The following is a 24,805-nucleotide window of genomic DNA, read 5'->3' as shown; positions in this document are numbered from 1 at the left end:
GAACTTGCTTTTACGACTAACCTAATGTGCGTGCGGTCGGTTCGTAAACCATTGCATTAACGCAATACAAGCCCCACCACCCACAATGTTACCTAAGGTAACGGGAATTAAATTTTTGACGATAAAATGATAGACATCTAAATCCGCAAAACGTGCCGGATCCACATTAATTAATTGCCAAAATTCTGGCGAAGATCCCTGTGCGGTTAAAATACCTAACGGAATCATAAACATATTGGCCACGCTATGCTCAAAGCCCGAGGCCACGAATAAGCCAATCGGTAAAATCATAATAAAGGCTTTATCGGTTAAGGTTTTACCGGCATAACTCATCCAAATCGCAATGCACACCATAATGTTACACAGGATACCTAAGCAAAAAGCCTCACTCCAAGTATGATGAATTTTATGTTGTGCAGTTTGTAAAATGGTTAAGCCCCATTGACCGTTTGCAGCCATTAACTGACCACCAAACCAGATTAAACTGACAATAAAAATCGCCCCAACAAAATTGCCTAAATACACCACCACCCAGTTACGTAGCATTTGTGCGGTGTTAATCCGCCCCCCGACACGAGCGACCAATGTCATGGTGGAGGAAGTAAATAATTCTGATCCACAAACGACCACCATAATCACGCCCACGGAAAATACTAAACCGCCCACTAATTTGGTTAATCCCCAAGCGGCACCGGCACTGCCTGTTTGTGTGGTGGTATAAAAAACGAATGCCAACGCAATAAACGCCCCTGCAGAAATGGCCGATAGAAAAGAGTAGAATTGATTTTTACTGGCTTTATAGGCCCCTGCATCTTCACCAATTTGTGCCATTTGCGTTGGGCTTGCCATAACTGTTGAGCTGTTTTCTTCAGATTTCATCATTTTTAATTTTTATATTGCTATGCTACATCTCTTGCTATGCGACGTATAAGCTAAACATTTTTTGAAAATTTACAAATTTTGTTAATTATACGGATAAACTCGCCCCAAAAGCAAAGAAATTTCATCAAACTCCGCAGAAAACTTGTTTTAGATCAAAAAGCATAACGAGCCTGTAACAAGGCATTAACAAATGCCCTTAAAAATTGCAATTTCTTTCAATTTCTGCTAAAAAGTGCGGTAAGATTTTTCCAATTTTTATAAAGGACAAGGCCATGCCACAAGAAACCATTTTCAGTAAAATTATCCGTAAAGAAATTCCTGCCGATATAGTGTATCAAGATGACTTGGTGACCGCATTTCGTGATATTTCACCGCAAGCCAACACCCATATTTTAATCATTCCGAACAAATTGATTCCAACCGTCAATGATGTGACCACAGAAGATGAAATTGCTTTAGGACGGTTATTTACCGTGGCAGCCAAAATTGCCGAACAAGAGGGTATTGCGGAAGATGGCTATCGTTTAATTGTGAACTGCAATAAACATGGCGGACAAGAAGTGTTTCATTTACACATGCACCTTGTCGGTGGTGAACCTTTAGGCAGAATGTTGGCGAAATAATATGAAAAAAATTCTCCTGATTTGCACCGCACTTTTTCTGACCGCTTGTAGCTCCGTGCCGTCGTTGACCTATACGCACAAGCCGATTTTAAATATTGCAGCGGAACTCCATCCGCTGATTGAAGCCAGTGTGACGGCACAGTCCGCTTGGGTTAAAAATAAATCGGCCCAACAGATTAATGTGCAATATGATGTATTTTGGTACGACCAAAATGGCGTGACGCAACCGGTGAGCTTACAACAAGATCAATATCGGGCGACGTTATTGCTTGCACCTGAACAACAGCAAGCGATTCATTTGAGTAAGCCGACACCGGAAAGTGTGAATTATAGGTTGTATTTGCAGTTGAAACAATAAACTATCGCAAAACTATCATAGTGGCGTATTGCATATGCCCTATCTCACTCAAAGGTTAATACTAAGGGCGTATGCAATACGCCCCTACACATACGAATAAGGCAAATTATGTCAACCCTATTAATCGATCTTAAAGGTCAACAACTCGAGCAAGAAGAAATCGAAAAACTAGCACATCCCCTCGTCGCTGGCTTAATTCTATTCACTCGCAATTTTTACGACCTGGAACAAATTCAAGCCCTGATTAAAGAGATTCGTCAGCGAGTGAAAAAGCCCTTATTGATCACCGTGGATCAAGAGGGCGGTCGAGTACAACGTTTCCGTGAGGGTTTTACCCAACTGCCTGCCATGCAATCTTTTGCGGAAATCGGTTTCAATCAGGAAACCCAACAACATCTGGCCTTAGAAAGCGGTTGGCAAATGGCCGCTGAAATGACGGCATTGGATATTGATTTAAGTTTTGCACCAGTGCTAGATTTAGGGCATCAATGCAAAGCCATCGGCGATCGTAGTTTTAGTGGTGATATTGAACCTACCATTCGCCTTGCCACGGCGTTTATCCACGGCATGAAACAAGCAGGCATGGCAAGCACAGGCAAACATTTCCCAGGGCATGGTCACGTTATCGCCGATAGTCATTTAGAAACGCCTTATGATGAGCGTCCAAGTGCGGTGATTTTTGAGCAAGATATTCAGCCGTTTCAACAGTTGATTGCCAACAATTTGCTTGATGCAATTATGCCTGCTCATGTGATCTATACGCAATGTGATGATCAACCAGCCAGTGGGTCAAGTTACTGGTTACAAACCATTCTTCGCCAACAATTCGGCTTTAACGGCACCATTTTCTCTGATGATCTTGGCATGAAAGGGGCAGGATTTATGGGCGATTTTGTAGAGCGTAGCGAAAAAGCCTTGCAAGCAGGTTGTGATTTACTCTTGTTATGTAACGAACCTGATGGCGTGGTGCAAGTGTTGGATAACTTAAAACTGCAAGAAAATGCACTGCACTTTGAGCAACGTCAACAGCGTTTACGTTCACTATTTAAGCAAAAATCTTTTTCGTGGCATGAACTGACTAAAACCGAACGTTGGATAAAAAATCACAAAGTATTGACTGCATTTCAACAGCAATGGTTGGAATGTAAGTAAACCCTCACCCTAACCCTCTCCCAGAGGGAGAGGGAAAATTTTTTCATAAAATATAACATTATGCACAGGATTAACTGCCACTACTACCAAGCTCAACAATGCCAGTCTTGTCAATGGATAGCGAACGACTATCCATTACAATTACACCAAAAACAAGTGCATCTAAAACAACAGTTGGCTAAATTAGATCTGTCAAAACTCGCTTGGTTTGAACCTTTTCCATCACCACTGACAGCGTTTCGCAATAAAGCCAAAATGGTGGTGTCGGGAGCGGTAGAACGCCCGATTTTAGGTATTATCAACGAGCAAAATCAAGCAGTGGATTTAACCGATTGTGAACTTTATCCCCCACATTTCGCTGATGTTTTCCCTATTCTCAAAGACTTTATTGGACGTGCAGGGTTAGTGCCATACAACATAGCGAAACAAAAGGGTGAACTGAAATTTATTTTACTTACCGAAAGCCGTTATAACGGTGAATTGATGTTGCGTTTTGTATTACGCTCTGAAAACAAGATTGCGTTAATTCAACGAGAATTAGCGAAATTACAAGCAAAATTACCACAGTTAAAGGTAATTACCGCGAATATTCAACCCCAGCATGCGGCGATTTTAGAGGGCGAAAAAGAAATTTTTCTCACTGAACAGCAAGTGTTAGAAGAACAATTTAACCACATTCCGCTATTTATTCGTCCACAAGGTTTTTTCCAAACCAATCCAACCGTGGCAGAAAACCTCTATGCGACAGCTCAACAGTGGATAAAAGATTTTCCCGTTAATTCGCTGTGGGATTTGTTTTGTGGCGTAGGCGGATTTGGTTTACATTGTGCGAAAGCACTTAGCGAGAAAAATCCGCATGTTGAATTAACTGGCATTGAAATTTCACCGTCTGCCATTCAAGCAGCGAAAAAATCAGCGGAAAAGTGCGGTCTAAAAAATGTCAATTTTCAATCCCTCGATGCGGCTAATTTTGCTCTAAAGGATCAACAAACGAAGCCTGATTTAGTCATCGTCAATCCCCCAAGACGAGGTATTGGCAAGCCGTTAGCCCAATTTCTCAATCAAATGCAACCGCCATTTATTTTATATTCCAGCTGTAATGCAGTGAGCATGGGAAAAGATTTAGCCGAATTAAGCCATTACCAACTTCGTAAAATACAACTATTCGATATGTTTCCACATACTAGTCATTATGAAGTGTTGGGGTTGTTGGTAAGCATTTCTTCTGGTGAGATTGAAGAATATGTATAGAAAAATGCACTTTTCTATACATATCCCATTTGCTCATTGTAACTTCGGACTTGTCCATTTTCTAAACCAAACAGGTAATAGCGTGGATCCCATGGCGGAGAAAATAACCAAAGCGACACCAACTGCAGTGACCAAAGAAAGATGTTCGCCTAAAATCAGCAAAGCAAGAAAAACCCCAAACACAGGTTCTAACGCACTGAAAATAGCGGAAATATTGGCACTGACATCTTGTAAGCCTTTATTCCATAAAATATAGGCTAACCACGTGCAACCTACGGATAAATAAAGAATCCCCCAAATACCCTCGCTACTCGGATTAATCTGCCAATTTTGGGTAAATAATAAGGTCATCGGAACACAGGTTACGGTGCCTAATACAATTAAAATATTGGTAAATTCAACCGCTTTGAGTTCTTTCATAACATCTTTGCTCATATATAAACAAAACGCAAAAATGAAACCACCAGAGAGAACCATTAAGCAACCTAATAGGCTGACATCGCCTTGTTCTTCAGAACCTAATACCACTAAGGCAACCCCGATAAAGGCAACGATACCAAACAGAATGTCGATTAATTTAAGCCGTTGTTTGAAGAATAATACGCCAACTAGCACAGTAATTAAGGGTTCTGCCCCTAACATAGTAACGGCACTGGCGGCGGAGGTGAAAGATAGCCCGATAAATTGCAACATAAATACCGTTGGAAACACCAAACATGCAATCAGCCACATTTTTTTGACTAAATGGCTTGGAATTTTGCGATAAGCAGGAAAAAAGGCAGGCAAAGAAAAAATGGCTGCAATGGCTAAACGTAATTGCACGGTAATGGCAGGGTCAAACATCGCATAACTATATTTTCCTGCAATAAATGAACTTCCCCAAATAAGGGCAGCTAATAAGAGATAAATCATGGTTATCCTTAGCTTTTGGCTAATAAATCCTGTTTGCGGATACCGAGTAAGATTAACATAGCAAAATAGCTTACTGCAGCAAGGCAGATTAACCAAGCTAACCAATGTACTCGTTTAAAAAATGTCATGGCGTGCCATGTCATTAATTCAGGACTAAAATACCACACCAACGATCCCATTACCACGGCAGAAAGCAAAACTTTGCTAAAAAAGACCGCACTTTTTTTCGAAAAATGATACACATCGGCTTGGGCTAATCCACGATAAAGCAAATAAGCATTAAGCGTAGCCGACATGGCAGAAGCAATGGCTAAACCCACATAACTAAACGGAATGGCTAATAAATTAAAGCCCATATTGCTGACCATGGCAATAATCCCAATTTTAACGGGTGTTTTGGTGTCTTGTCTAGCGTAGTAACCGTTCGCCAGAATTTTAATTAACATAAAACTCAATAAGCCAGCATTAAATCCCCACAGCGAAAGGGCAGCGGCTTGCACATCATTGAGCAAAAATTGCCCACGCATAAATAAAGTGAGTAACATGGGTTCAGCTAATACCGCAATACCGATCATGGCTGGCACGCCGAGTAATAAAATCATTCGCACGCCCCAATCCATAGTTTGACGAAAATCCACCGCACTTTTTTGTGCATCATCACTACGATTCACATGATGACGAGCTAATGTGGGCAAAATCACGGTAGAAATCGCAATGCCAAATAAACCGAGCGGAAATTCCAGTAAACGGTCGGAATAATACAGCCAGCTAATCGATCCAGTCATCAAAAAACTGGCAATAAAGGTATCAAGCAATAAATTAATCTGACTGACGGAAACGCCGAATAAAGCGGGAATCATCAGGGTACGGATTTTTTTCACACCGACATCATTCCACGCCCATTGAGGTTTAACTAATAAGCCAGCTTGACGCAAAAAGGGAATTTGAAACAGAAATTGTAGCAAACCACCGACAAAAATACCGATTGCCAACGCAAGATCGGGGCTATCTAAATGTGGTGCTAATAAAAGTGCGGTGCAAATCATGGCAATATTCAGCAATACAGGCGAGAAAGACATCACGCCGAATTTGCCAATAGTGTTTAAAATCGCCCCTGATAACGCCACAAACGTAATAAACCATAAATAAGGGAAAGTAATTTTAAGCAATAATGACGCTTGGCTAAATTTTTCCGCATTGGGTCCATCGTTAAGCCAATCCACAAACCAACCTGTACCGAAAATGGCGGCGACAATCGGCGAACCAATCATAGCGAATGCAGTAACAAGAGTCACTAAACCGCCTAAAGTACCCGATACTTTGGCAATAAATTCGCGAGTTTTGTTGATGTCGCCTGATTTTTGATATTCCGCTAACACTGGCACAAAGGCTTGCGAAAAAGCTCCCTCTGCGAACAAACGGCGTAAAAAATTCGGAATACGGTTAGCAAATAAAAACACATCGGCGGCAGCTCCCGCCCCAATAATATTGGCAATCACCACATCTCGCACTAAACCGAGTACCCGTGAAAGTAATGTCATGCTGCTGACGATAATGCCTGATTTTAAAAGTCGTTTACTCAAAATGGTTGTTCTCAATGTAGAAATCGGAAAAAATTAGCTTAATTTTATAGAAATTTCATTTTAATGCTATATTAAAACAAAAAAAACTGATAAAATCTCGCTCTACATTGTTTAAAGCGTTGCTTAACGGCTTATAGCAACCGAAAAACGGTGCCAAGATTCGGTTGTGTCTCACCGAAAACAACAAATTTACAGACAGCTCATTCTAATTTTGAATGAAAGAGCAATATTGATTAATTAACAGAAATTCTTAGGAGTTTGACCTTGGCTAATATCAAGTCAGCAAAAAAACGTGCGGTTCAATCTGAAAAACGCCGTCAACACAATGCAAGTCAACGCTCAATGATGCGTACTTACATCAAAAAAACTTATGCAGCAGTAGCAACTGGCGATAAAGCAGCTTCAGAAGCCGCTTTCGTTGAGATGCAAAAAGTCGTGGATCGTATGGCATCTAAAGGCTTAATTCACGCTAACAAAGCAGCTAACCACAAATCTAAATTAGCCGCTCAAATTAAAAAATTAGCGTAATCTAAATAAGATAGAGCCACAATAGTTAAACATTGTGGCTTTATTTTTATCTAAAAATAACAAAATATAGCCAATTTACATATCTATCTCAATAACTTCAAGTACTTATCCCAATCAAAATACTGTCCTGGGTCAATCTTCCGCTCGGGGGAAATATCACAATGTCCCACAATGCGATCGGCGGTGATTTTCGGGTAAATTGCCATAATTTGACGGGTAATTTCGGCTAATTCCTTGTATTGTGCCTCCGTAAATGGCTGTTCATTGCTCCCTTCTAATTCAATCCCAATAGCATAATCATTGCATTTATCTCGACCTTGAAAGCTCGACAAGCCAGCGTGCCATGCACGATCTTGTAAGCTCACATACTGGGTAATTCGCCCATCTCGTTCAATAAAAAAATGGGCGGAAACACGTACTTGATAAATGTCCTCAAAATAAGGGTGAACGGTCGGATCAAGTTTACCAAGAAAGAAATCATCTACAAAGCCACCGCCAAATTGTTCTGGTGGCAGACTGATGTAATGAATGACTAACAGCGAAATATCCTGCGGATCGGGGCGTGAATCAAAATGCGGAGAGGGTAAATGTCGAATATTTTTTAGCCATCCTTGTACGTTTACCATCGGTTTTGCCCTCTAAAAAAGTGATTTTTGTGATCTTGATTCCAAAATTGAACAGTTTATTTTGCCAAATTTTGACTTGGCGTGCAAAGTGTAACGGAATTTATTTTAACAAAAGGAAAACACTATGAAAATTCACCGCACTTTTAACCATGCCATCCAATCTTTTTCCTTCAAAAAAGGTTTTACCTTAATTGAATTAATGATCGTGATTGCCATAGTGGCGATTTTAGCCACCATTGCCATTCCAAGCTATCAAAATTACACCAAAAAAGCCGCCATTTCAGAGCTGTTACAAGCGGCAGCCCCATATCGCTCCGAAGTGGAACTCTGTGTCTATAATCAAGGGGCGGTGACAGACTGTTCGGGCGGTAAAAATGGGATTCAAGCTAATACGACGACAGCCAAAGGGAAATACGTTAAATCTGTCGCCGTATCCGCAGGCGTAATTACAGTGGTCGGCAATGGCAGCTTAGACGGTGTTAGTTACACCTTAACAGCCAGTGGCACCGCCAAAGATGGGGTGACGTGGGCGGCAAACTGCGGTTCAAATACGGAACTTTTCCCATCTGGTTTTTGTAGCACAGGACAATAAATATGTCACTACTTTCTAGCACAAACACGTTAAATAAAACGGTGAGCAGCCAAGAGGGGAAACGCTTTGAAATTTCACCGCAGTTATGGCAACAAAATCAGCAACAGCAAGCCATTTTAATCCGCTATTTGGCTTGCCCCTTGGCGGAAGATGAACATTGTGTCTGGCTCGGGCTAGATAGTCTGGCGAATTTATCAGCGTGCGAAACTTTCTCGTTTCTCACGGGTAAAATGATTGAGCCTGTGTTATTGGAAACCAAGGTACTCAAAGGCTTATTGCAGGATCTGGCTCCGCAAGCGTTGATGGTGCAAGAAAGCCCCGTGTTTTACCACGCTCAACCGCAAGAAAGCGAAGACAAGCATCACTCGGCTCAACAAAGTGATGAGCCCGTGATTAAGTTGCTCAATCAAATTTTTGAAAACGCCCTACATCAACAGGCATCGGATATTCACCTTGAACCGCAACCCCAACATTTGCAGGTGCGTTTTCGGGTGGATGGTGTGTTGCAAAACCAACCGCCGATTGCCTTGGCGTTGTCTAGTCGAGTGATTTCTCGCTTAAAATTGTTGGCAAAATTGGACATCAGCGAAACTCGTTTGCCACAAGATGGTCGCTTTCATTTTAAAACCACCTTTTCCGATATTTTGGATTTCCGCCTTTCTACTTTGCCGACTCCGTTGGGCGAAAAAGCCGTGTTGCGGATGCAGCAAAACAAGCCTGTACAATTAGCGTTTTCAGATTTAGGAATGAACGCCGATCAGCAACAACGTTTTCAACAGGCGTTGGATCAACCGCAAGGGCTAATTTTAGTGACGGGCCCCACAGGGAGTGGAAAAAGTATCACCCTTTACACCGCACTGTCTTATTTAAACCGTCCCGAAAAGCATATTATGACCGCCGAAGATCCCATTGAAATTCCACTGTCAGGCATTATTCAAACCCAAATTAATCCCCAAATTGGCTTGGATTTCAGTCGGTTATTGCGAACCTTTCTGCGTCAAGATCCCGATATTATTATGCTCGGCGAAATTCGTGATGAAGAAAGTGCGGCAATGGCATTGCGTGCCGCCCAAACGGGGCATTTGGTGCTGTCAACCTTACATACTAATGACGCCCCATCCGCCATTCCACGCCTGTTGCAATTGGGGATTAAACAACACGAAATTGATAACAGTTTATTGTTGGTGATCGCTCAACGGTTAGTGCGGAAACGTTGCCAAAAGTGCGGTGGAAAAGCGGATAATTCTTGTGATTGTCATCAAGGCTACAAAGGGCGAATTGGGCTTTATCAATTTTTACAACCTAATTCGGACAACCAGTATCAATTAGATTTCAAGACGTTACAACAGGCTGGTTTGCAAAAGGTGGAGCAAGGAATTACAGATCTAGCAGAAATTAGAAGAGTGCTAGGCAATTAAATCATTTTACCCTCACCCCAGCCCTCTCCCAGAGGGAGAGGGGGTTGTACTGTGGAGCAAAATAAAATGAAACTCAAAATGTACCGTTGGCAAGCCCTCAATCGCCTTAACCAAAAACAAAAAGGCGTATTGATTGCCGAAACTGAACAGACTGCACGGCAACAATTATTTAGCCGTGGCTTGCAGCAAATTAAGCTACAACAAAATTGGCAACTGTCTACCAAACCGAGTTCGGCGGAGCTTTGCGATACCTTGTTGCAGTTGGCGATTTTGCTCAAATCTGCCGTGCCGTTAAAAAATAGCCTGTTGATTTTATTGCAAAACTGCACCAATATTCAGCTCAATCACTGGTTACGCCAACTGCTAGAGCAAATTGAAACGGGTCTGTCTTTTTCGCAAGCCTTACAGCAACAAGGTAAATTTTTAAGCCTACAAGAACGCCAACTGATTCAAGTAGGCGAAATGACGGGTAAACTCGCCACGGTTTGCAGCCAAATTGCCGAACACCGCCAACAATCGGTGGCATTACAACGCAAATTACAGAAGATCCTGCTTTATCCGATGCTCGTTCTTGGTATTTCGCTACTTTTAACCGCCCTTTTACTGATCTTTATTGTGCCACAATTTGCTGATATGTACGGTAACAATCAGGCTCAACTGCCGTTTTTTACTCAAGTGTTGCTGTTTTTATCGGACGGATTACAACAATATTTTTGGTTGCTCATTTTGTTTATTGTAGGGTTGATTTTTCTGATTAAACAGCAATTAAAATCCTCCCTTTGGCTTAACCAACTCAAAACCAAATTGATCACCAATACGCCCGTTCTTGGCAATATCGTTCAGCTATCAAGATTAGTGAGCTTTTGTCGGGGATTAGCCTTAATGCTCACCTCTGGTGTGCCGTTAAACCAAGCCTTGCAGTCTTTTCTACCACAAAAGAAAAGCTGGCAAAGCAAGGTAGAATTGCAAGGGGATTTAACTCTGATTCAAGAAATCCAAGCCATATTGCACTGGATCGCACAAGGCTATGCCTTTTCTGCTGCCGTGGGATCGGGCTTGTTCCCAATGCAAGCCCAGCAAATGCTACAAGTGGGCGAACAGTCGGGACAGTTGTCCTCAATGTTGCAACATATCGCCGACAGCTATCAACAACAGCTGGATCACAAAATTGACTTGCTGTCGCAAATGCTTGAGCCGTTGTTAATGGTGGTTATTGGCGGACTGATTGGCTTGATTATGCTCGGGATGTATTTGCCGATTTTTAATATGGGATCGTTAATCCAATGATAATACTCGGATTTTGTCTATTAGGTGGTTTGCTTGGCGTTGCTGTACGGCATTATTTGCAAAACTTAGCCACGCAAATTCAACAGGAAATTTACCAAAGCTATGTGGATCTTTTCCCCGAAAATGCACCGCAGAATTGCCCCGAACATTCTCGCTTAACGCCCATCAAGTGCGGTGGATTTTGGCTGTATTTTGGCGTAGGGGCGATCTTTTTTGGCTTGAACGGCTATTATTTCCCTGAACCGCTACAAGCGTTATTTTGGGGAGTATCAGGCACGCTATTATTTTTAATCGCCAAAATTGACGGGCATTATCAATTTATTTCCGTCACTCATTGCCAACTGTTAATGGCGTTAGGCATCACGGGTGCCTATTACCAGTTTACCCCAATTTCCCTTGAACAAGCCCTGCAAAGCCTGTTAGTCGGTTTTGTAGCGTTCTATATGATTTTTTATCTTGCTCGCTGTTTTTATCAACAAGACGCTCTCGGGCGTGGTGATTATTGGTTAATGGGGGCATTAAGCAGTTTTCACCCTTGGCAACAACTGCCGTATTTGGTGTTTGTGGCGTGCTGTTTGGGGTTGGTGTTTGCTGGGTGGAAATGGCTGAAAGGGGCGAAAGTAGCGTATTTGCCGTTTGCACCGTTTTTGGTGATTGGGCAGGTGGTGGTATTAATGATTGAGTATTTTTATTATTAATCCCACGGATTGACCATTTTCAAGCCCACTATATCAAAATCTTTCACATTGCGTGTCACCAACGTCAGATTATGTTCAAGTGCGGTTGCGGCAATCCAAGCATCATTTTCAGGGCGTTTATTTGGGGCGTGTAATGTGGCACAGATTTCAGCGGTTTTTAAGTTTATGGGTAAAATTCTAGATTGAAATTGGGTTTTTATTGTCTTTTCAAACCATTGTTGAATAATTTTAGCTTGCGTAGGATCTCGCCGTTGCAAGTTTAAAATACCACGCTCAATTTCCATTATTGAAACAACCGAAATAAAAATATGTTCTTCGGGAATTTTCTTTGCCCATTCAGACACATTTAAATTGGCATAGCCCAGTGGAATTTTTCGCAGTTCGCTAATCACATTGGTATCAATTAAAAACATCATTAAAATTCCACTTCAGGGCGTTGATCATCAAGGGTACGTTCGGGCAATTCAAATTCAATTTCAGCAACTTGTGGATCAGCAGTGGCGAAAATGTCATAGAGTGAACGTGTTGGCGAAAGGTTATTTAAACGTTGGTATTCGCTGTAATTTAATATGACCACATCAGGCTTACCATATTTTGTAATGAGTACTGGATCTATTTTGGCAAGTTTATAGGCTTTGCCTGTGTTTTGGTAAAATTCTCGGCTGGTAATGACGTTCATTTTTTCCCCTTATCTTTAGGTTGATAATGTTAATACATTGATAGAATTGTTGCAACAATAAGTTGTGTTCCTGTCCATTTTGGTTTGTGATGTTCAAACTATCCGCCCAAATTTTTACGTTAAAATAAAAAATTTGGGCGGGCTTTATTTTATAAATAGCAGCATTGTTTAAAAAAAAATCGATCAGAGTATACTAAATTGTGCAAAAAAAAAACAATGGTAGAATACAAAACAATCAACTATACACAGGTAAAAATCCATGTCTAAACACAGTGATTTCTCACAAATTGTGAATGAATTGGTACTCGCAGAAAGTGCCGATCCTACACATCGCTACCATTCTTTCGATTATTGCTATGCGCATTTTCATCCGAGTAATACGCAATCACGCCAAAATCTTGAATTGGGTTGCTATATTTTATGGGGCTATCTCTCAAGCTGGGGAATGTTGCGTGGAAGCACTTTTCTCTTTCAAAAAAATCCTGCCGCATTAAAAGAACTTGTGCAATTTATTATTGATGACAAAAATAAAGCACTGTGGGCGATTAGCCTTGATGACTATCCTGCAAACTATCAAAAACTGACTGATTTATATACTCAAATTCATTCCATTCTTGTACGTATTGCGAAAGATGTTTCGGAAAAATTGGGTAAAGAAAAGCGTGTAACCATTACACTCGTTACCAAAATTTTATTGGGTGTGTTTGGTATTGTGCCAGCATACGATCGCTATTTTTGCGAAACCTTTAATGAGATAGCCAAAGTACAAAATAAAAAAGCCACAAGTTTTTATTCATTTGATGAAAATTCATTATCGATTATTCACGATTTTTATCTTGAAAATAAACAGGATATCAAAGCCATTCAAGCAAAATTGAAAGTGATTGATTTTAATGGTAATCCGACAGATCTCACTTATAGTGCAGCTAAAGTGATTGATATGTATGGATTTAATAAATTGTACAATTCAAATAAGGGGTAAATATCGGCTTTAAATTGAAAATAGGTTGTATATTGTTTTATTACATTTCGTTTCATTTTACATTTTAGGAATTTTACTATGAAAAAAATTATTTTAGCATTATTAATTGGTTTAACCGCAACAGGCGTTCAAGCTAAATCAGAGAAAAAAACATTAGAGCAATATGGGAAAATGACAGTTGCTGAGTTTGGTAATCAGTTTGATTCTGATATTACCCTTGACGATTTTGCTGCGACACCTCTCTCTGATAAAGTAAAAGCCAATTCAGAGAAATTATCGAAAGAAATTAGAACTGCGGTTGATGATGCACGTTTTAATAATATTACTTACACTGAGCTATCTACAGGTGTTTTTGCAAGTTGGCGAGATCCTAAACTTAAAGAAGCACGCGAAAATTATAATAACAGCTTATTTCAACTTGCTATGATAGGGTTGGATTGTCGTAATTTAGAAAAAAACTATCCAGAAGAAGCAAAGCGTAAAAATGCGTCTGAATTTTGTCAATCAAAAGTTCAAGATCTCATTGATATGGTTGATAAAAAATATGGATTAGGGAAAACAAATTAGATGGATACTATTTTAAATTTTTTCTCAAAAACAATCGTTTTTATTTGGGATTTGTTTGTTACATGTTTGGGCTATATTTGGGGCTGGATTGTCGCATTCTTTGGTTTTTTATCCACTGTGCCGATTTCAGATAGTCCTTTTATCAATGCGACAGTGTCGTTTATTATCGTAATGGTTGTGTTAGCTATTATTGGTAAAATTGTCGATACAGCCCAAAAGAAAGCGGAAGATGCCAAATTGCAAGCGGAATTGGAAGCTGCAGAAAAGGCAGCGTGGGAAAGAGCAAATACTTGCCCACATTGCCACGAAATCGGCTTTCTTGTATTAGATAAAACCGAAGAATTGGAACGATATAAAGGCACTCGAGAAGTGAGAGAACGTTCAACGCGCGGTGTAAAAACACGTCACGTCAGTTGCACAAAAATAGTGGAAAAAGATTATTACCACTGTAAAAAATGCGGCGAAACTTGTTCTTCAACAAAAACGAGAGAATTGGCTTAATTTTTAAATACACAGTTAATGGTAGCGAGATTATTGAAGCAAGACAGTTTTGATTTTTCGCTAAAATGATTTTTTAATTAATACGGAGTACAAAAAATGAAAAAATTAGTATTGAGTTTACTGCTAGGTTTATCTAGCGCATCGTCTTTTGCATTATCTGATGCAGAAGGATTAGCTCTGTACAGAAATCTTGCCCCTAAACAACTTATGGCTATTTCTGTTTTTGGGAAAGAAAAAAATATGACACCTGTGGAGTTTGTTAATAGTCTTCCGCAAGAGTGTAACAGTTATCTTAAACAATTAGCTGAAAATAATGTTAATAAAATAGGCAAAGGAGACCTAGAAAAAATTATTAAAGGATTACAATATGACATTGGTCAATCTTCATCTGTTTCTAAAGATGATGTAATTGACTTCAATTTTTTTGGTGAGAGAGTAGATTTATTAATTGCAATTAGCAAAGATAAAACAGGTAAGTATTCAAACTTATCTGAGTACTGTGTTAAAAAAAATCAGGCACTAAAACCATAAATAATTTGCTTTTCTCACTAAAATTTTGAGCGTATACTTCTCTTCATTGAAAATTGAAATATACGCTCATTTTTCACCCAAAGTACATGATAAAGTGTTACTCTTATTTTGGCAATTCAAGGTTAGTCTACACAGGATATAACCAATGAGTAAAATATAATGAAAAGATTTATTGTGTATCTGTTTTTCAGTTTACCTGTCTTCGCCCAAGCCACCGATTGGACACCGCTTTTTGAGTATCGAACAGCTTCCCAAAAAGCAGAAGATAACGCAACGCAATATAATAACGAGATTAAGGTTATTGAATCACTCATTAAAAGTGCACAGATGTCTGTTGATATGGGATGGGAAACGGAAGGGGTAAAGGTAAATACTTGCGTAGCCACACCAGAAGCGGTAAACGGTCAATATTCTAATGTTCCACTTCCTTATCGTAAGAATTTACTTCCAGCTAAAACCTTAAAAGATGGCTTGGGCGGTTCTGAAATCCCCTTAAAAAATGCCAGTTTATTTGGCTTGAAAATAAAAAGTATTCAGTTAATTTGCGGCTTCGAGAACTGGAATGAAGATATTGTTTTTGCACCAATGAGTGAACGTGAATTTCAATTGCTTAAACAAGGCTTTAATAAAGTCGCAGGCTCAGGAATAGGTTGCGGTGCTGGTTCTTGGTATACCGTGGTTACAGGCAACTCAAAGCGTGCAGTGCTTGAGTATGATTGTGGATTTTAAATATAAAGTGAAGTTTAAACGTGTTCATTACTAACGAACAATCGTGTTTGATAGTAATGAACACGTTTGTTTTATGTTTGGGATAAATAGGATAAGATAACCTAAAAATCACAAACGGAGAAAACAATGACCTACATCATCGGACTGACAGGCGGTATCGGTAGTGGTAAAACGACCATTGCCAATCTTTTTGCAGAACAAGGCGTGCCATTGGTGGATGCGGATGTGGTGGCTCGTCAGGTGGTGGAAAAAGGATCGCCCTTGTTGGAGCAAATTGCGGTGCATTTTGGGCAGGAAATTTTAACCGAAAATGGCGAGCTAAATCGTGCAGTGTTGCGTGAAAAGGTGTTTAATAATGCAAGCGAGAAACATTGGCTAAATCAGTTGTTACACCCCGCTATTCGGGCGGAATGTTTGGTGCAATTACAGGCTCAAACTGCCCCTTATGTGTTGTTTGTGGTGCCGTTATTAATTGAAAATAAATTGACCGCACTTTGTGATCGGGTGTTGGTGGTGGATGTGTCGGTTGAAACGCAATTAGATCGTGCCAGTCAGCGAGATAATAATAAACGCCAATTAATTCAACAAATTATCAATACTCAGGTAAGCCGAAATGAACGCCTAAAGGTCGCAGATGATGTGATTAATAATGATGGGGATTTTGCACAAACTAAGAGCGAACTTCGCCAAAAAGTGCTAGAATTACACCAATATTATTTGCAATTAAGTGAGAAGAAAAATGGCAGAAACCTTTAGCGTAGAGTGTCCAACTTGTAAAAAGCCTGTGGTTTGGTCGCCTGAAAGTGCGTATCGCCCTTTTTGCAGTAAACGTTGCCAATTAATTGATTTAGGCGAATGGGCAGCAGAAGAAAAAGCTATTCCTTGTGAAACGGCAGATTTTGCTGAAAGTAGTGAGTTTTCAGAAGACTGGGTAAAATAAACATGAATATTCAACACCAACACAACAACGAGCAAGGCGAATTTTTTGTTTTGGACGATAATGGCACCAAGATCGCTGAATTAACCTATTTTTTCGTGGATAATCAAACCATTAATGCTAATCATACTTATGTGTCAGAAGTGTTGCGAGGGCAAGGTGTGGCGGATAAATTATATCAAGCATTGGTAGCGTTTATTCGGGAAAAAGATCTAAACTTGATACCAAGTTGTAGCTATATTGCGAGAAAGTGGGAACGAGAAACAAAATAAGCACAAAACAGGTAAAGTGTGGTTGAATTTTGCAAAATTTTTGCTAGAATTGACCGCACTTTTTTCTTGATGAAATAAAGTAAAAATTAGTTCGGTTGAAGCTAGTTGGAGAATAGGGAATTGACCCTATACCGACGAGGTAAAATCTTTCAGGTGCTGTCTATTAAGAATAATGTCAGCAAGGACTGCTAGTGGACGAACCCTTGGAGAGATTTCGTACATTCAAAGTAATGTAGCGGAACGCCGAAGGCGAAAGAGTGATTTTTGTTGTAAAACAAACACTTCAAACGCTCAGGCAAAAGGACAGGGGCGAAAGGTTATTCCAGTTTTTACGCTGTTTGGCAGCGTATTCTTCTATGCTTTCCGCTACCTTGTATAAATTTTTTAAAATTTTTACGAGAATCATTATGTTAATGTCAGATTTTTTATCATCCATTGATAGCTTTATTTGGGGGCCGCCGCTACTGATTTTATTAGCTGGCACAGGGCTTTATTTAACCCTACGGCTTGGTTTTATTCAAATTGTGCAGTTGCCACGTGCCTTGGGTTATATGTTTAAACGTGAGAAAGGTAATGGGCAAGCGGGCGACGTGTCTGCTTTTGCCGCACTCTGCACCGCACTTTCGGCGACGATCGGTACGGGGAATATTGTGGGCGTGGCGACGGCTATTCAAACCGGTGGGCCGGGGGCAATGTTTTGGATGTGGTTAGTGGCCTTGTTAGGGATGGCGACCAAATATGCTGAGGGATTGTTAGCGGTCAAATATCGGGTGCGTGATAAAAACGGCTTTATGGCGGGCGGTCCGATGTACTATATTGAACGTGGGCTAGGGCTTAAATGGTTGGCAAAATTATTTGCGATTTTTGGCGTGTTGGTGGCGTTTTTTGGCATTGGGACGTTTCCGCAAATTAATGCGATTACCCATGCCATGCAAGATTCTTTCAATGTGCCAGTCGGTATCACCGCAGCGGTGGTGACGGCGTTGGTGGCAGCGATTATCTTGGGGGGCGTAAAACGCATTGCCAAGGCGTCGACTTTAATTGTGCCATTTATGGCGATACTTTATGTGCTTACGTCGTTGGTAATTTTACTGCTTAATGCCGATAAAATACCGGCAGCGATTTCCTTAATTATCCAGAGTGCGTTTAATCCGCAAGCGGCTATCGGTGGGGCATTAGGGTTAACCGTGATGAAAGCCATTCAAGCTGGCGTTGCTCGGGGGATTTTTTCCAATGAGGCTGGCTTAGGTTCGGCACCCATTGCGGCAGCAGCGGCACAAACGAAAGAACCTGTACGCCAAGGGTTGATTTCCATGACTGGGACATTTTTAGATACCATTATTGTGTGTTCCATGACAGGACTGGTGTTGGTGATAACCGGTGTTTGGAACGGTCCCACAGAGGGGGCGGCAGCCACCAATTTAGCCTTTGCACAAGGATTAGGTTCAAGCATAGGGGCGACCATTGTGACGATTGGCTTGCTGTTTTTTGCGTTTACCACGATTTTAGGTTGGTGCTATTATGGCGAACGTTGTTTTGTGTATCTCTTTGATATTCGAGGCATTAAAGTTTACCGTGCGATTTTTATTATGCTGGTCGCTTGTGGGGCGTTTATTGAATTAAAAACGATCTGGATTTTAGCTGATATTGTGAATGGTTTAATGGCGTTTCCAAATTTGGTGGCATTGATTGGTTTGCGTCATGTGATTGTGAATGAAACAAAGGATTATTTCCGACGCTTACAGGACGGTGAATTGCATGATCATGCGTTAGCTACGGCGATGAAATAAAGCTGATTTTTTGTTGAAACCACGTTATGATAAACGTGGTTTTTTTATTAGGACGAAATATGCCAACTTTAATTTTCTTACATGGATTACTTGGCACCAAAGCTGATTGGCAAGCCATTATCGAAAAATTGCAAAAAAATGCACCGCAGTTTAATTGTTTTGCATTGGATTTGCCATTTCATGGTGAAAATAAGCAAGTAGAAGTAACGGATTTTGAGCAAACCGCTCAATTTATTTCACAGCAAATCCAGCAGAAAATTCAAAATAAGCCTTATATTTTAGTGGGTTACTCATTAGGTGGACGGCTAGCATTATATTATGCGTTGCATTCCCATTGTGCAAAAGGCCATTTACAAGGGGTCATTGTAGAGGGGGCGAATTTAGGGCTGAACAATGAACAGGAAAAGCAACAACGTTGGCGAAACGATCAACAATGGGCCAAACGGTTTATAACGGAATTGCCTGAAACGGTGTTGCAAGATTGGTATCAACAGCCGGTTTTTTCGCATTTGACTGGCCCACAACGTGCGGCATTAATTGCTAAACGTGCCACAAACTGCGGTGAAAATATCGGGAAAATGTTATTAGCAACCAGTTTAGCGAAACAGCCAGAGTTGAGTGAGAAAGTGCGGTCTAAAATATTGCCAATTTATTATATGGTGGGCGAACGAGATCAGAAATTTACGCAATTAGCGATACAAAAAAATTTGTCATTTTGCACTATTCCACAAGCAGGGCATAATGCCCATTTAGAAAATCCCCAAGCCTTTGCGGAACAATTACAGCGTTTTGCTTTTGAGATCGCAAAAGTTCCGTTATAATGACCGCACTTTTTATTAAAAACAATTAAGGACATTTTTATGCAAAATCCAAAAGATGATGTGCTTTACGCCCCGATTGAATGGGTCGATCACAGCAACGGTTACAGCGATATTCTTTATCATAAATCCACTGATGGCATTGCCAAAATTACCATTAACCGCCCTGAAGTGCGTAATGCGTTTCGTCCACAAACGGTGAAAGAAATGATTAACGCCTTTGCAGACGCACGTTTTGATGAAAAAATCGGTGTGATTGTGTTAACCGGTCAAGGCGAAAAAGCGTTTTGTTCTGGCGGTGACCAAAAAGTACGTGGTGACTACGGCGGTTATAAAGACGAAAGCGGTGTGCATCATTTAAACGTATTAGATTTTCAACGTGATATTCGCACTTGCCCGAAACCTGTGGTGGCCATGGTAGCTGGTTATGCTATTGGTGGTGGTCACGTGTTGCATATGCTTTGTGATATTACCGTGTCTGCGGATAACGCCATTTACGGTCAAACAGGACCGAAAGTGGGTTCCTTTGACGGCGGTTGGGGGGCCAGTTATATGGCTCGCCTTGTGGGTCAGAAAAAAGCCCGTGAAATCTGGTTCTTATGCCGTCAATACAACGCCCAAGAGGCCTTGGATATGGGTTTAGTGAACACCGTTGTGCCTTATGCGGATTTAGAGAAAGAAACCGTGCGTTGGTGCCGTGAAATGTTGCGTAACAGCCCGATTGCGTTACGTTGCTTAAAAGCGGCATTAAATGCCGATTGTGACGGACAAGCAGGTTTACAAGAATTAGCAGGTAATGCCACCATGTTGTTCTATATGACCGAAGAAGGGCAAGAGGGACGCAATGCGTTTAATGAAAAACGCGCCCCTGATTTTAGTAAGTTTAAGCGGAATCCTTAATTAAAACTAAAGGCGGATATCCGCCTTTTTATGATTTAGCTAAATAATAATGAAGTGATGAATGAAACAATCTTGGGTAGCATGATGAATGCGAAAAAAATCCAGACTGGTAATACTATTGGGAGAAAGAAATTTCTTAATTTATAATTTGTTGTGTCATGAAAATGATTTTTCTTAAACCGTCTATCTTTTTTCCCTTTTTTAGTTTGATGTTCATAATGTCCTGATTTTTGCGTTATGAGTAAAATGATAAGTAAGTAAGCACCGACATTCTGTCTTAGTACGTCAAAAAAAGAGGATTGCTCTTGTGTTAGCGAAAAAATAAGAGAAAAAACAAGATTAATTAAAATTATGCTGATGCCTAAATATAGTTTCTTAACATACTTTAATTTAATGTAAGCATAATAAGAAAAAATAACGGATACTATAGCTCCTAAAAAAGGGATAATGAAAACCTTTATCATTAATGTGATGCCCTTATGCTTTATTTAAGTAAAGTAATATAGGAGTCACCATTATCAGCAGGTTCAATTTTGTAACGAATTTGGCGACTAATGGTGTTTTTTAATCGACTTCTTGTCATAGATAAATGTTCTTCAGAGATCAGTTCTTGGCGACTTTTTAAAATGACGTCGTAGGATCGAAGTGTAGTAGAAAATGGTGCTGTCAGATTTGTGCTCGTATCAGGATTCTGAAGCATTTCATAGCGAGTATCTGGTTGCTTGAGTGATTCAATTAGATCTTGATAAAAAGCGATCGCATCCTTAGCATTCCGCTTTCTATGAGGTGAAATCGTTACTTTGTATTCGGGGTTTTTATCTGCTTCGGTCTGAATTTCTTGAATAGTTTGTTCTAATTCCTTAATTTCTTCCAAAGCCATGGCATCTGCTTTGGCTTTTAATTCTGTGATTTTCTGTTCATATTCGGCCATTTCTTTTTCAGTATTTTTGATACCTTTATCTATTATTTCTTGAACTTGTTGATCGCTTAATTGCGTAGAAAACTGTGTTGTACACAGCAAAATATCCAGTTTCTGATGTTTATCTGTCATCCTTGTTCCTGAATATTGAATATCGCTGTTTTGATAATCATTAGGCAGTTTCTGCTTGATTAATCTCGATACTGTATCTAAAACTTTTGTATCAGAACAATTAGGGGTTGTTTTTCCACAGCCAGAGAGAGCAAATAAGGCAAGTGTACAAGGCAGTAAAATATAGGTGTTCATAATATTTCCAAATGATTGAATAATAAAGAGTTAAATGATACAATTTTGAATAGTATTTATCCACAGACAAAAAGTGAGATAAATCCACTTTTTCTTAGTTTTTCAATTAAATAGGACAACATAATGGACGTACATAATACAATTAAAGCAATGCGTAAGATCAGTGGATTATCACAAGAACAGGTTGCGGAAAAACTAGATATGTCGCCGACAGGTTATGCAAAAATTGAAAATGGTGAAACTAAGTTGAACTTGGATAAACTACAACAAATCGCTAATATCTTTAATATTGATATGGTTGAACTTATTCAATCTCCTGAAAAAGCCCTTATTTTTTCTATTGGTGATAATTCCAATCATAAACAGTATATTGGTGCAACAGAGAGCATTATTGCTGAAAACGAAAAACTAAAATTAATACTTTCCCATAAAGATGAATTGTTGGCGAAACAACAAAAAGAAATCGCCATGTTGGAAGACATGATTGCCTTATTAAAAGCGAATCACTAGATATTATAGTAGGGACGAATTGATATAAAATATCGAGTGTTATTGTGGATCAACAAATTATTAGGTTAAAACAGCGATTTGAGCATTATCAAAAAGCCTTAGCACGTTTGAGCGAGGCCATTGAAAAATGCGACGATGCGATAGAGAAAATTGATGGACTTATTGAAAATATCGTTCAAGAAAGCATTATTCAACGTTTTGAATTTACCCACGAATTGGCGTGGAAATTGATGAAAGATATTTTGCAGTATGAGGGGGATTTTGAGGGAGGTTCAAGAACCGCAACTCGTGAAGCCTTTAATTTGGGTTATATTTCTCAGGGCGAAGTTTGGATGGAAATGATTAAAACTAGAAATCTTACGGTACATACCTATAATGAAGATATTTTAGAAGATGAGTTCAATAAAATTATTTCTCAATATTTCCCTTTACTTCTTGAGTTCAGACAAAAAGTAGAAACCCTATGCCAAAATTTGGATTAAGCGATAAATCAATCAAACAAATTCAGGATATTTTGCGAAAATATCCCGAAATAGAGCAAGCGATTATTTACGGTTCTCGGGCCATGGGCAATTATCGTGAGGGTTCGGATGTTGATTTAACTTTAAAGGGCGAAAATGTCACCCAACAAACTTGCGGTAAAGTTTGGCTAGATTTAGACGATTCTTATTCCCCTTATTTATTTGATCTTTCCGTTTATCATTTATTAACCAATCCTAATTTTATTGCTCAAATTGACAAGTTTGGGCAGGTTTTTTATCGAAGAGAAAATAATGAGAAGTTATAATTTATATCGTTACAGCATTCCCGTTGACAGTCAGTTAATTCTCCGCAACCGTTTTTTAAAAAAACGAGAGGGCTTGTTGGTGCAAGTGGTTTGTGGTGAACACGAGGGCTGGGGTGAAATTGCACCGTTGCCAGAATTTAGCCAAGAAACCCTTGAACAAGCACAACAACAAGCCATTGATTGGTTAAGCCGTTGGGATAAGGCGCGTTCTTGCAATGAAAAATTGCCGTTAAATGATGAGGAAGTTTATCCCTCAGTGGCCTTTGGGTTGAGCTGTGCCTTGGCGGAGTTGAAAGGTAAATTGGGTGAGCAAGGCAATTATCAAACCGCCCCGCTGTGTTATGGCGATCCTGATGAATTATATGAGCCACTGGATCAAATGCAAGGCGAAAAAGTGGCGAAAATTAAGGTCGGTATGTATGAGGCCAATCGGGACGGATTAATTGCCGATATGTTGTTGGAGGCGATTCCTGATTTGCATTTACGCTTGGACGCTAACCGTAGTTGGACGCCAGTTAAAGCGGCCATGTTTGCTAAATATGTCAAACCTGAATACCGTTCTCGCATTCAATTTTTAGAAGAACCTTGTAAAACTCGTGAGGAAAGTCGTCAATTTGCGGCTGAAACAGGCATTGCCATTGCGTGGGATGAATCGGTGCGTGAACCGGATTTTGTGGTGCAAGCGGAGCCAAATGTGGCGGCGATTATTATTAAACCAACCTTAGTCGGCAGCATTGAAAAATGTGTGCGTTTGATTGAACAGGCCCATGCTTGCGGGTTAAAAGCAGTGATCAGTTCTTCCATTGAGAGCAGTTTTGGTTTAACGCAATTAGCACGTTTAGCCCAACAATATACGCCAAATATGGTGCCAGGGTTGGATACGTTAGATCTGATGGAACATCAAATTGTGCGAACTTGGCCAGATTCCACCTTGCCTGTGATTGATTTGGATTCGGAATTTCTTGAGAAAGTTACGGTCTAAAAGGTTAGACCACATTTTATTAAGCTGAGTTTTTGTAAAAAATCGTTATAATGCCTCAGATTACAGCAAAAGGATAAGATTATGTCGCTATCTGCACGCATTTTGTTATTAAATGGCCCGAACTTGAATATGTTGGGGGCGAGGGAGCCAAAGCATTATGGCTCGCTGTCGTTGTCGCAAATTGAACAGCATTTACAGCAGCTTGCTCAACACTGCGGTGTAAAATTGGATTGTTTTCAAGCCAACAGTGAAGAAAAGTTGATTGATAAAATTCACCAGAGTTTTCAGCAAGTGGATTTTATTATTATCAATCCGGCGGCTTATACCCACACGAGTGTAGCCTTGCGTGATGCGTTGTTAGCGGTGGCTATCCCTTTTGTGGAAGTGCATTTGTCTAATGTTCATAAACGTGAGCCGTTTCGTCATCATTCTTATTTTAGTGATGTGGCGGAGGGCGTGATTTGTGGATTGGGGGCAAAAGGTTACGAATATGGATTGGATTTTGCCGTGCAATTTTTAGCAAAAAAAGCAGAAAATCGTTAAATTTTCACGAAATTTGCATAAATTCGCATAAAATTGTCGCCAAAAGCCACTTTTTCGGGTAATCTTGTTTTTCTCAAAAAGAGCAGAATTTTTTCACCGCACTTTGATGATTCATTGGGTTATTAAAGTGATGTAAAGTGCG

32 protein-coding genes and 1 riboswitch are annotated in these 24,805 nt (G+C 40.0%); of the genes, 25 read left to right on the top strand and 7 right to left on the bottom strand.

Annotated elements, in window-relative coordinates; genetic code table 11:
* Window positions 1-21 precede the first annotated feature (21 nt).
* Window positions 22-879, bottom strand: a complete 858-nt coding sequence (gene focA, locus ACTG7Q_RS00910) for a formate transporter FocA (RefSeq protein WP_439240626.1) — start codon at window positions 877-879, stop codon at window positions 22-24.
* Between the two features lie 275 nt (window positions 880-1,154).
* Between focA and hinT the strand changes: the two genes are divergently transcribed.
* From hinT to rlmC, 4 genes are all read left to right on the top strand, one after another.
* Window positions 1,155-1,505: a purine nucleoside phosphoramidase gene (hinT, locus tag ACTG7Q_RS00905; protein WP_439239909.1), complete on the top strand. Its 351-nt coding sequence runs from the start codon at window positions 1,155-1,157 to the stop codon at window positions 1,503-1,505.
* A 1-nt stretch (window position 1,506) separates the two neighbouring features.
* Window positions 1,507-1,863 carry a YcfL family protein gene (locus tag ACTG7Q_RS00900; RefSeq protein ID WP_439239908.1) on the top strand — a complete coding sequence of 119 codons (357 nt, stop codon included), beginning with the start codon at window positions 1,507-1,509 and terminating at the stop codon, window positions 1,861-1,863.
* Window positions 1,864-1,971: 108 nt separating this feature from the next.
* A complete protein-coding gene (gene nagZ / locus ACTG7Q_RS00895; RefSeq protein ID WP_439239906.1) occupies window positions 1,972-3,015 on the top strand; it encodes a beta-N-acetylhexosaminidase in 1,044 nt (347 codons plus the stop codon).
* Window positions 3,016-3,075: 60 nt separating this feature from the next.
* Entirely contained in the window at window positions 3,076-4,266 is a 1,191-nt protein-coding gene (rlmC, locus tag ACTG7Q_RS00890; protein ID WP_439239905.1) for a 23S rRNA (uracil(747)-C(5))-methyltransferase RlmC, read from the top strand.
* 33 nt (window positions 4,267-4,299) lie between these two features.
* Here the strand turns inward: rlmC and ACTG7Q_RS00885 are convergent, their stop codons facing one another.
* Together ACTG7Q_RS00885 and murJ are read right to left on the bottom strand one after the other, a co-directional pair.
* On the bottom strand, window positions 4,300-5,178 hold the full coding sequence (locus ACTG7Q_RS00885; protein WP_386695753.1) for a DMT family transporter: 879 nt from the start codon (window positions 5,176-5,178) through the stop codon (window positions 4,300-4,302).
* 8 nt (window positions 5,179-5,186) lie between these two features.
* A complete protein-coding gene (gene murJ, locus ACTG7Q_RS00880) occupies window positions 5,187-6,761 on the bottom strand; it encodes a murein biosynthesis integral membrane protein MurJ (RefSeq protein ID WP_439239904.1) in 1,575 nt (524 codons plus the stop codon).
* A gap of 264 nt (window positions 6,762-7,025) precedes the next feature.
* Here murJ and rpsT point away from each other — a divergent pair, with 264 nt between their 5' ends.
* Entirely contained in the window at window positions 7,026-7,289 is a 264-nt protein-coding gene (rpsT, locus tag ACTG7Q_RS00875) for a 30S ribosomal protein S20 (protein WP_386689482.1), read from the top strand.
* 83 nt (window positions 7,290-7,372) lie between these two features.
* Here the strand turns inward: rpsT and ampD are convergent, their stop codons facing one another.
* The gene (ampD, locus tag ACTG7Q_RS00870) at window positions 7,373-7,915 is read right to left on the bottom strand and encodes a 1,6-anhydro-N-acetylmuramyl-L-alanine amidase AmpD (protein ID WP_439239903.1); all 543 of its coding nucleotides are present in this window, start codon (window positions 7,913-7,915) and stop codon (window positions 7,373-7,375) included.
* Between the two features lie 124 nt (window positions 7,916-8,039).
* Between ampD and ppdD the strand changes: the two genes are divergently transcribed.
* The 4 genes from ppdD to ACTG7Q_RS00850 all read left to right on the top strand — a co-directional run bounded on the left by ppdD (window position 8,040) and on the right by ACTG7Q_RS00850 (window position 11,910).
* The gene (gene ppdD, locus ACTG7Q_RS00865; RefSeq protein WP_439239902.1) at window positions 8,040-8,507 is read left to right on the top strand and encodes a prepilin peptidase-dependent pilin; all 468 of its coding nucleotides are present in this window, start codon (window positions 8,040-8,042) and stop codon (window positions 8,505-8,507) included.
* A 2-nt stretch (window positions 8,508-8,509) separates the two neighbouring features.
* Window positions 8,510-9,925, top strand: coding sequence for a GspE/PulE family protein (locus tag ACTG7Q_RS00860; RefSeq protein WP_439239901.1), 1,416 nt, complete (start codon window positions 8,510-8,512; stop codon window positions 9,923-9,925).
* Window positions 9,926-9,991: 66 nt separating this feature from the next.
* A complete protein-coding gene (locus ACTG7Q_RS00855; RefSeq protein WP_439239900.1) occupies window positions 9,992-11,212 on the top strand; it encodes a type II secretion system F family protein in 1,221 nt (406 codons plus the stop codon).
* Entirely contained in the window at window positions 11,209-11,910 is a 702-nt protein-coding gene (locus tag ACTG7Q_RS00850; protein ID WP_439239899.1) for a prepilin peptidase, read from the top strand. Before ACTG7Q_RS00855 ends, ACTG7Q_RS00850 begins: the two co-directional genes overlap by 4 nt.
* On the opposite strand, the gene ACTG7Q_RS00845 is transcribed toward ACTG7Q_RS00850, so the two are convergent.
* A complete protein-coding gene (locus ACTG7Q_RS00845; RefSeq protein WP_439239898.1) occupies window positions 11,907-12,326 on the bottom strand; it encodes a type II toxin-antitoxin system VapC family toxin in 420 nt (139 codons plus the stop codon). The genes ACTG7Q_RS00850 and ACTG7Q_RS00845 overlap by 4 nt on opposite strands.
* A complete protein-coding gene (locus ACTG7Q_RS00840) occupies window positions 12,326-12,589 on the bottom strand; it encodes a type II toxin-antitoxin system Phd/YefM family antitoxin (RefSeq protein ID WP_439239897.1) in 264 nt (87 codons plus the stop codon). Before ACTG7Q_RS00840 ends, ACTG7Q_RS00845 begins: the two co-directional genes overlap by 1 nt.
* Before the next feature lie 259 nt (window positions 12,590-12,848).
* On the opposite strand from ACTG7Q_RS00840, the gene ACTG7Q_RS00835 reads away from it, so the two are divergent.
* From ACTG7Q_RS00835 to menB, 11 genes are all read left to right on the top strand, one after another.
* The gene (locus tag ACTG7Q_RS00835; protein WP_439239896.1) at window positions 12,849-13,571 is read left to right on the top strand and encodes a hypothetical protein; all 723 of its coding nucleotides are present in this window, start codon (window positions 12,849-12,851) and stop codon (window positions 13,569-13,571) included.
* A 78-nt stretch (window positions 13,572-13,649) separates the two neighbouring features.
* Window positions 13,650-14,138 (top strand): hypothetical protein, encoded by a 489-nt coding sequence (locus tag ACTG7Q_RS00830; protein ID WP_439239895.1) that lies wholly within the window; start codon window positions 13,650-13,652, stop codon window positions 14,136-14,138.
* Between the two features lie 51 nt (window positions 14,139-14,189).
* Window positions 14,190-14,639, top strand: coding sequence for a hypothetical protein (locus tag ACTG7Q_RS00825; protein ID WP_439239893.1), 450 nt, complete (start codon window positions 14,190-14,192; stop codon window positions 14,637-14,639).
* Between the two features lie 96 nt (window positions 14,640-14,735).
* Window positions 14,736-15,170 (top strand): hypothetical protein, encoded by a 435-nt coding sequence (locus ACTG7Q_RS00820; protein ID WP_386697271.1) that lies wholly within the window; start codon window positions 14,736-14,738, stop codon window positions 15,168-15,170.
* A gap of 159 nt (window positions 15,171-15,329) precedes the next feature.
* A complete protein-coding gene (locus tag ACTG7Q_RS00815; protein WP_386697269.1) occupies window positions 15,330-15,899 on the top strand; it encodes a hypothetical protein in 570 nt (189 codons plus the stop codon).
* Between the two features lie 126 nt (window positions 15,900-16,025).
* Window positions 16,026-16,655: a dephospho-CoA kinase gene (gene coaE / locus ACTG7Q_RS00810; protein ID WP_386697267.1), complete on the top strand. Its 630-nt coding sequence runs from the start codon at window positions 16,026-16,028 to the stop codon at window positions 16,653-16,655.
* Window positions 16,639-16,839 (top strand): DNA gyrase inhibitor YacG, encoded by a 201-nt coding sequence (gene yacG / locus ACTG7Q_RS00805; protein ID WP_132301902.1) that lies wholly within the window; start codon window positions 16,639-16,641, stop codon window positions 16,837-16,839. The genes coaE and yacG overlap by 17 nt, the downstream gene beginning before the upstream one ends.
* A 2-nt stretch (window positions 16,840-16,841) precedes the next feature.
* Entirely contained in the window at window positions 16,842-17,108 is a 267-nt protein-coding gene (locus tag ACTG7Q_RS00800) for a GNAT family N-acetyltransferase (protein ID WP_439238662.1), read from the top strand.
* 193 nt (window positions 17,109-17,301) lie between these two features.
* Window positions 17,302-17,425, top strand: a riboswitch (glycine riboswitch).
* Between the two features lie 90 nt (window positions 17,426-17,515).
* The gene (locus ACTG7Q_RS00795; protein WP_439239892.1) at window positions 17,516-18,898 is read left to right on the top strand and encodes an alanine/glycine:cation symporter family protein; all 1,383 of its coding nucleotides are present in this window, start codon (window positions 17,516-17,518) and stop codon (window positions 18,896-18,898) included.
* A gap of 59 nt (window positions 18,899-18,957) precedes the next feature.
* The gene (gene menH / locus ACTG7Q_RS00790; RefSeq protein ID WP_439239891.1) at window positions 18,958-19,719 is read left to right on the top strand and encodes a 2-succinyl-6-hydroxy-2,4-cyclohexadiene-1-carboxylate synthase; all 762 of its coding nucleotides are present in this window, start codon (window positions 18,958-18,960) and stop codon (window positions 19,717-19,719) included.
* A gap of 39 nt (window positions 19,720-19,758) precedes the next feature.
* Window positions 19,759-20,616 carry a 1,4-dihydroxy-2-naphthoyl-CoA synthase gene (menB, locus tag ACTG7Q_RS00785; protein ID WP_439239890.1) on the top strand — a complete coding sequence of 286 codons (858 nt, stop codon included), beginning with the start codon at window positions 19,759-19,761 and terminating at the stop codon, window positions 20,614-20,616.
* Window positions 20,617-21,100: 484 nt separating this feature from the next.
* On the opposite strand, the gene ACTG7Q_RS00780 is transcribed toward menB, so the two are convergent.
* Window positions 21,101-21,841: a hypothetical protein gene (locus ACTG7Q_RS00780; protein ID WP_439239889.1), complete on the bottom strand. Its 741-nt coding sequence runs from the start codon at window positions 21,839-21,841 to the stop codon at window positions 21,101-21,103.
* Between the two features lie 123 nt (window positions 21,842-21,964).
* On the opposite strand from ACTG7Q_RS00780, the gene ACTG7Q_RS00775 reads away from it, so the two are divergent.
* The 5 genes from ACTG7Q_RS00775 to aroQ all read left to right on the top strand — a co-directional run bounded on the left by ACTG7Q_RS00775 (window position 21,965) and on the right by aroQ (window position 24,663).
* Window positions 21,965-22,351: a helix-turn-helix domain-containing protein gene (locus ACTG7Q_RS00775; protein ID WP_439239888.1), complete on the top strand. Its 387-nt coding sequence runs from the start codon at window positions 21,965-21,967 to the stop codon at window positions 22,349-22,351.
* A 44-nt stretch (window positions 22,352-22,395) separates the two neighbouring features.
* Window positions 22,396-22,833: a nucleotidyltransferase substrate binding protein gene (locus ACTG7Q_RS00770; RefSeq protein WP_439239887.1), complete on the top strand. Its 438-nt coding sequence runs from the start codon at window positions 22,396-22,398 to the stop codon at window positions 22,831-22,833.
* Window positions 22,815-23,138, top strand: coding sequence for a nucleotidyltransferase domain-containing protein (locus tag ACTG7Q_RS00765; protein WP_439239886.1), 324 nt, complete (start codon window positions 22,815-22,817; stop codon window positions 23,136-23,138). The genes ACTG7Q_RS00770 and ACTG7Q_RS00765 overlap by 19 nt, the downstream gene beginning before the upstream one ends.
* Window positions 23,125-24,120 (top strand): o-succinylbenzoate synthase, encoded by a 996-nt coding sequence (gene menC / locus ACTG7Q_RS00760; RefSeq protein ID WP_439239885.1) that lies wholly within the window; start codon window positions 23,125-23,127, stop codon window positions 24,118-24,120. The genes ACTG7Q_RS00765 and menC overlap by 14 nt, the downstream gene beginning before the upstream one ends.
* Before the next feature lie 81 nt (window positions 24,121-24,201).
* Entirely contained in the window at window positions 24,202-24,663 is a 462-nt protein-coding gene (aroQ, locus tag ACTG7Q_RS00755; RefSeq protein WP_439239884.1) for a type II 3-dehydroquinate dehydratase, read from the top strand.
* The last annotated feature ends 142 nt before the right edge of the window (window positions 24,664-24,805 follow it).

It is taken from the genome of Lonepinella sp. BR2474, from assembly GCF_051851555.1.
In the GTDB taxonomy this organism is placed as follows: Bacteria; Pseudomonadota; Gammaproteobacteria; order Enterobacterales; family Pasteurellaceae; genus Lonepinella.
Note: the sequence above shows the minus strand (reverse complement) of the source record. Positions and strands in the feature narration are given on the sequence as shown.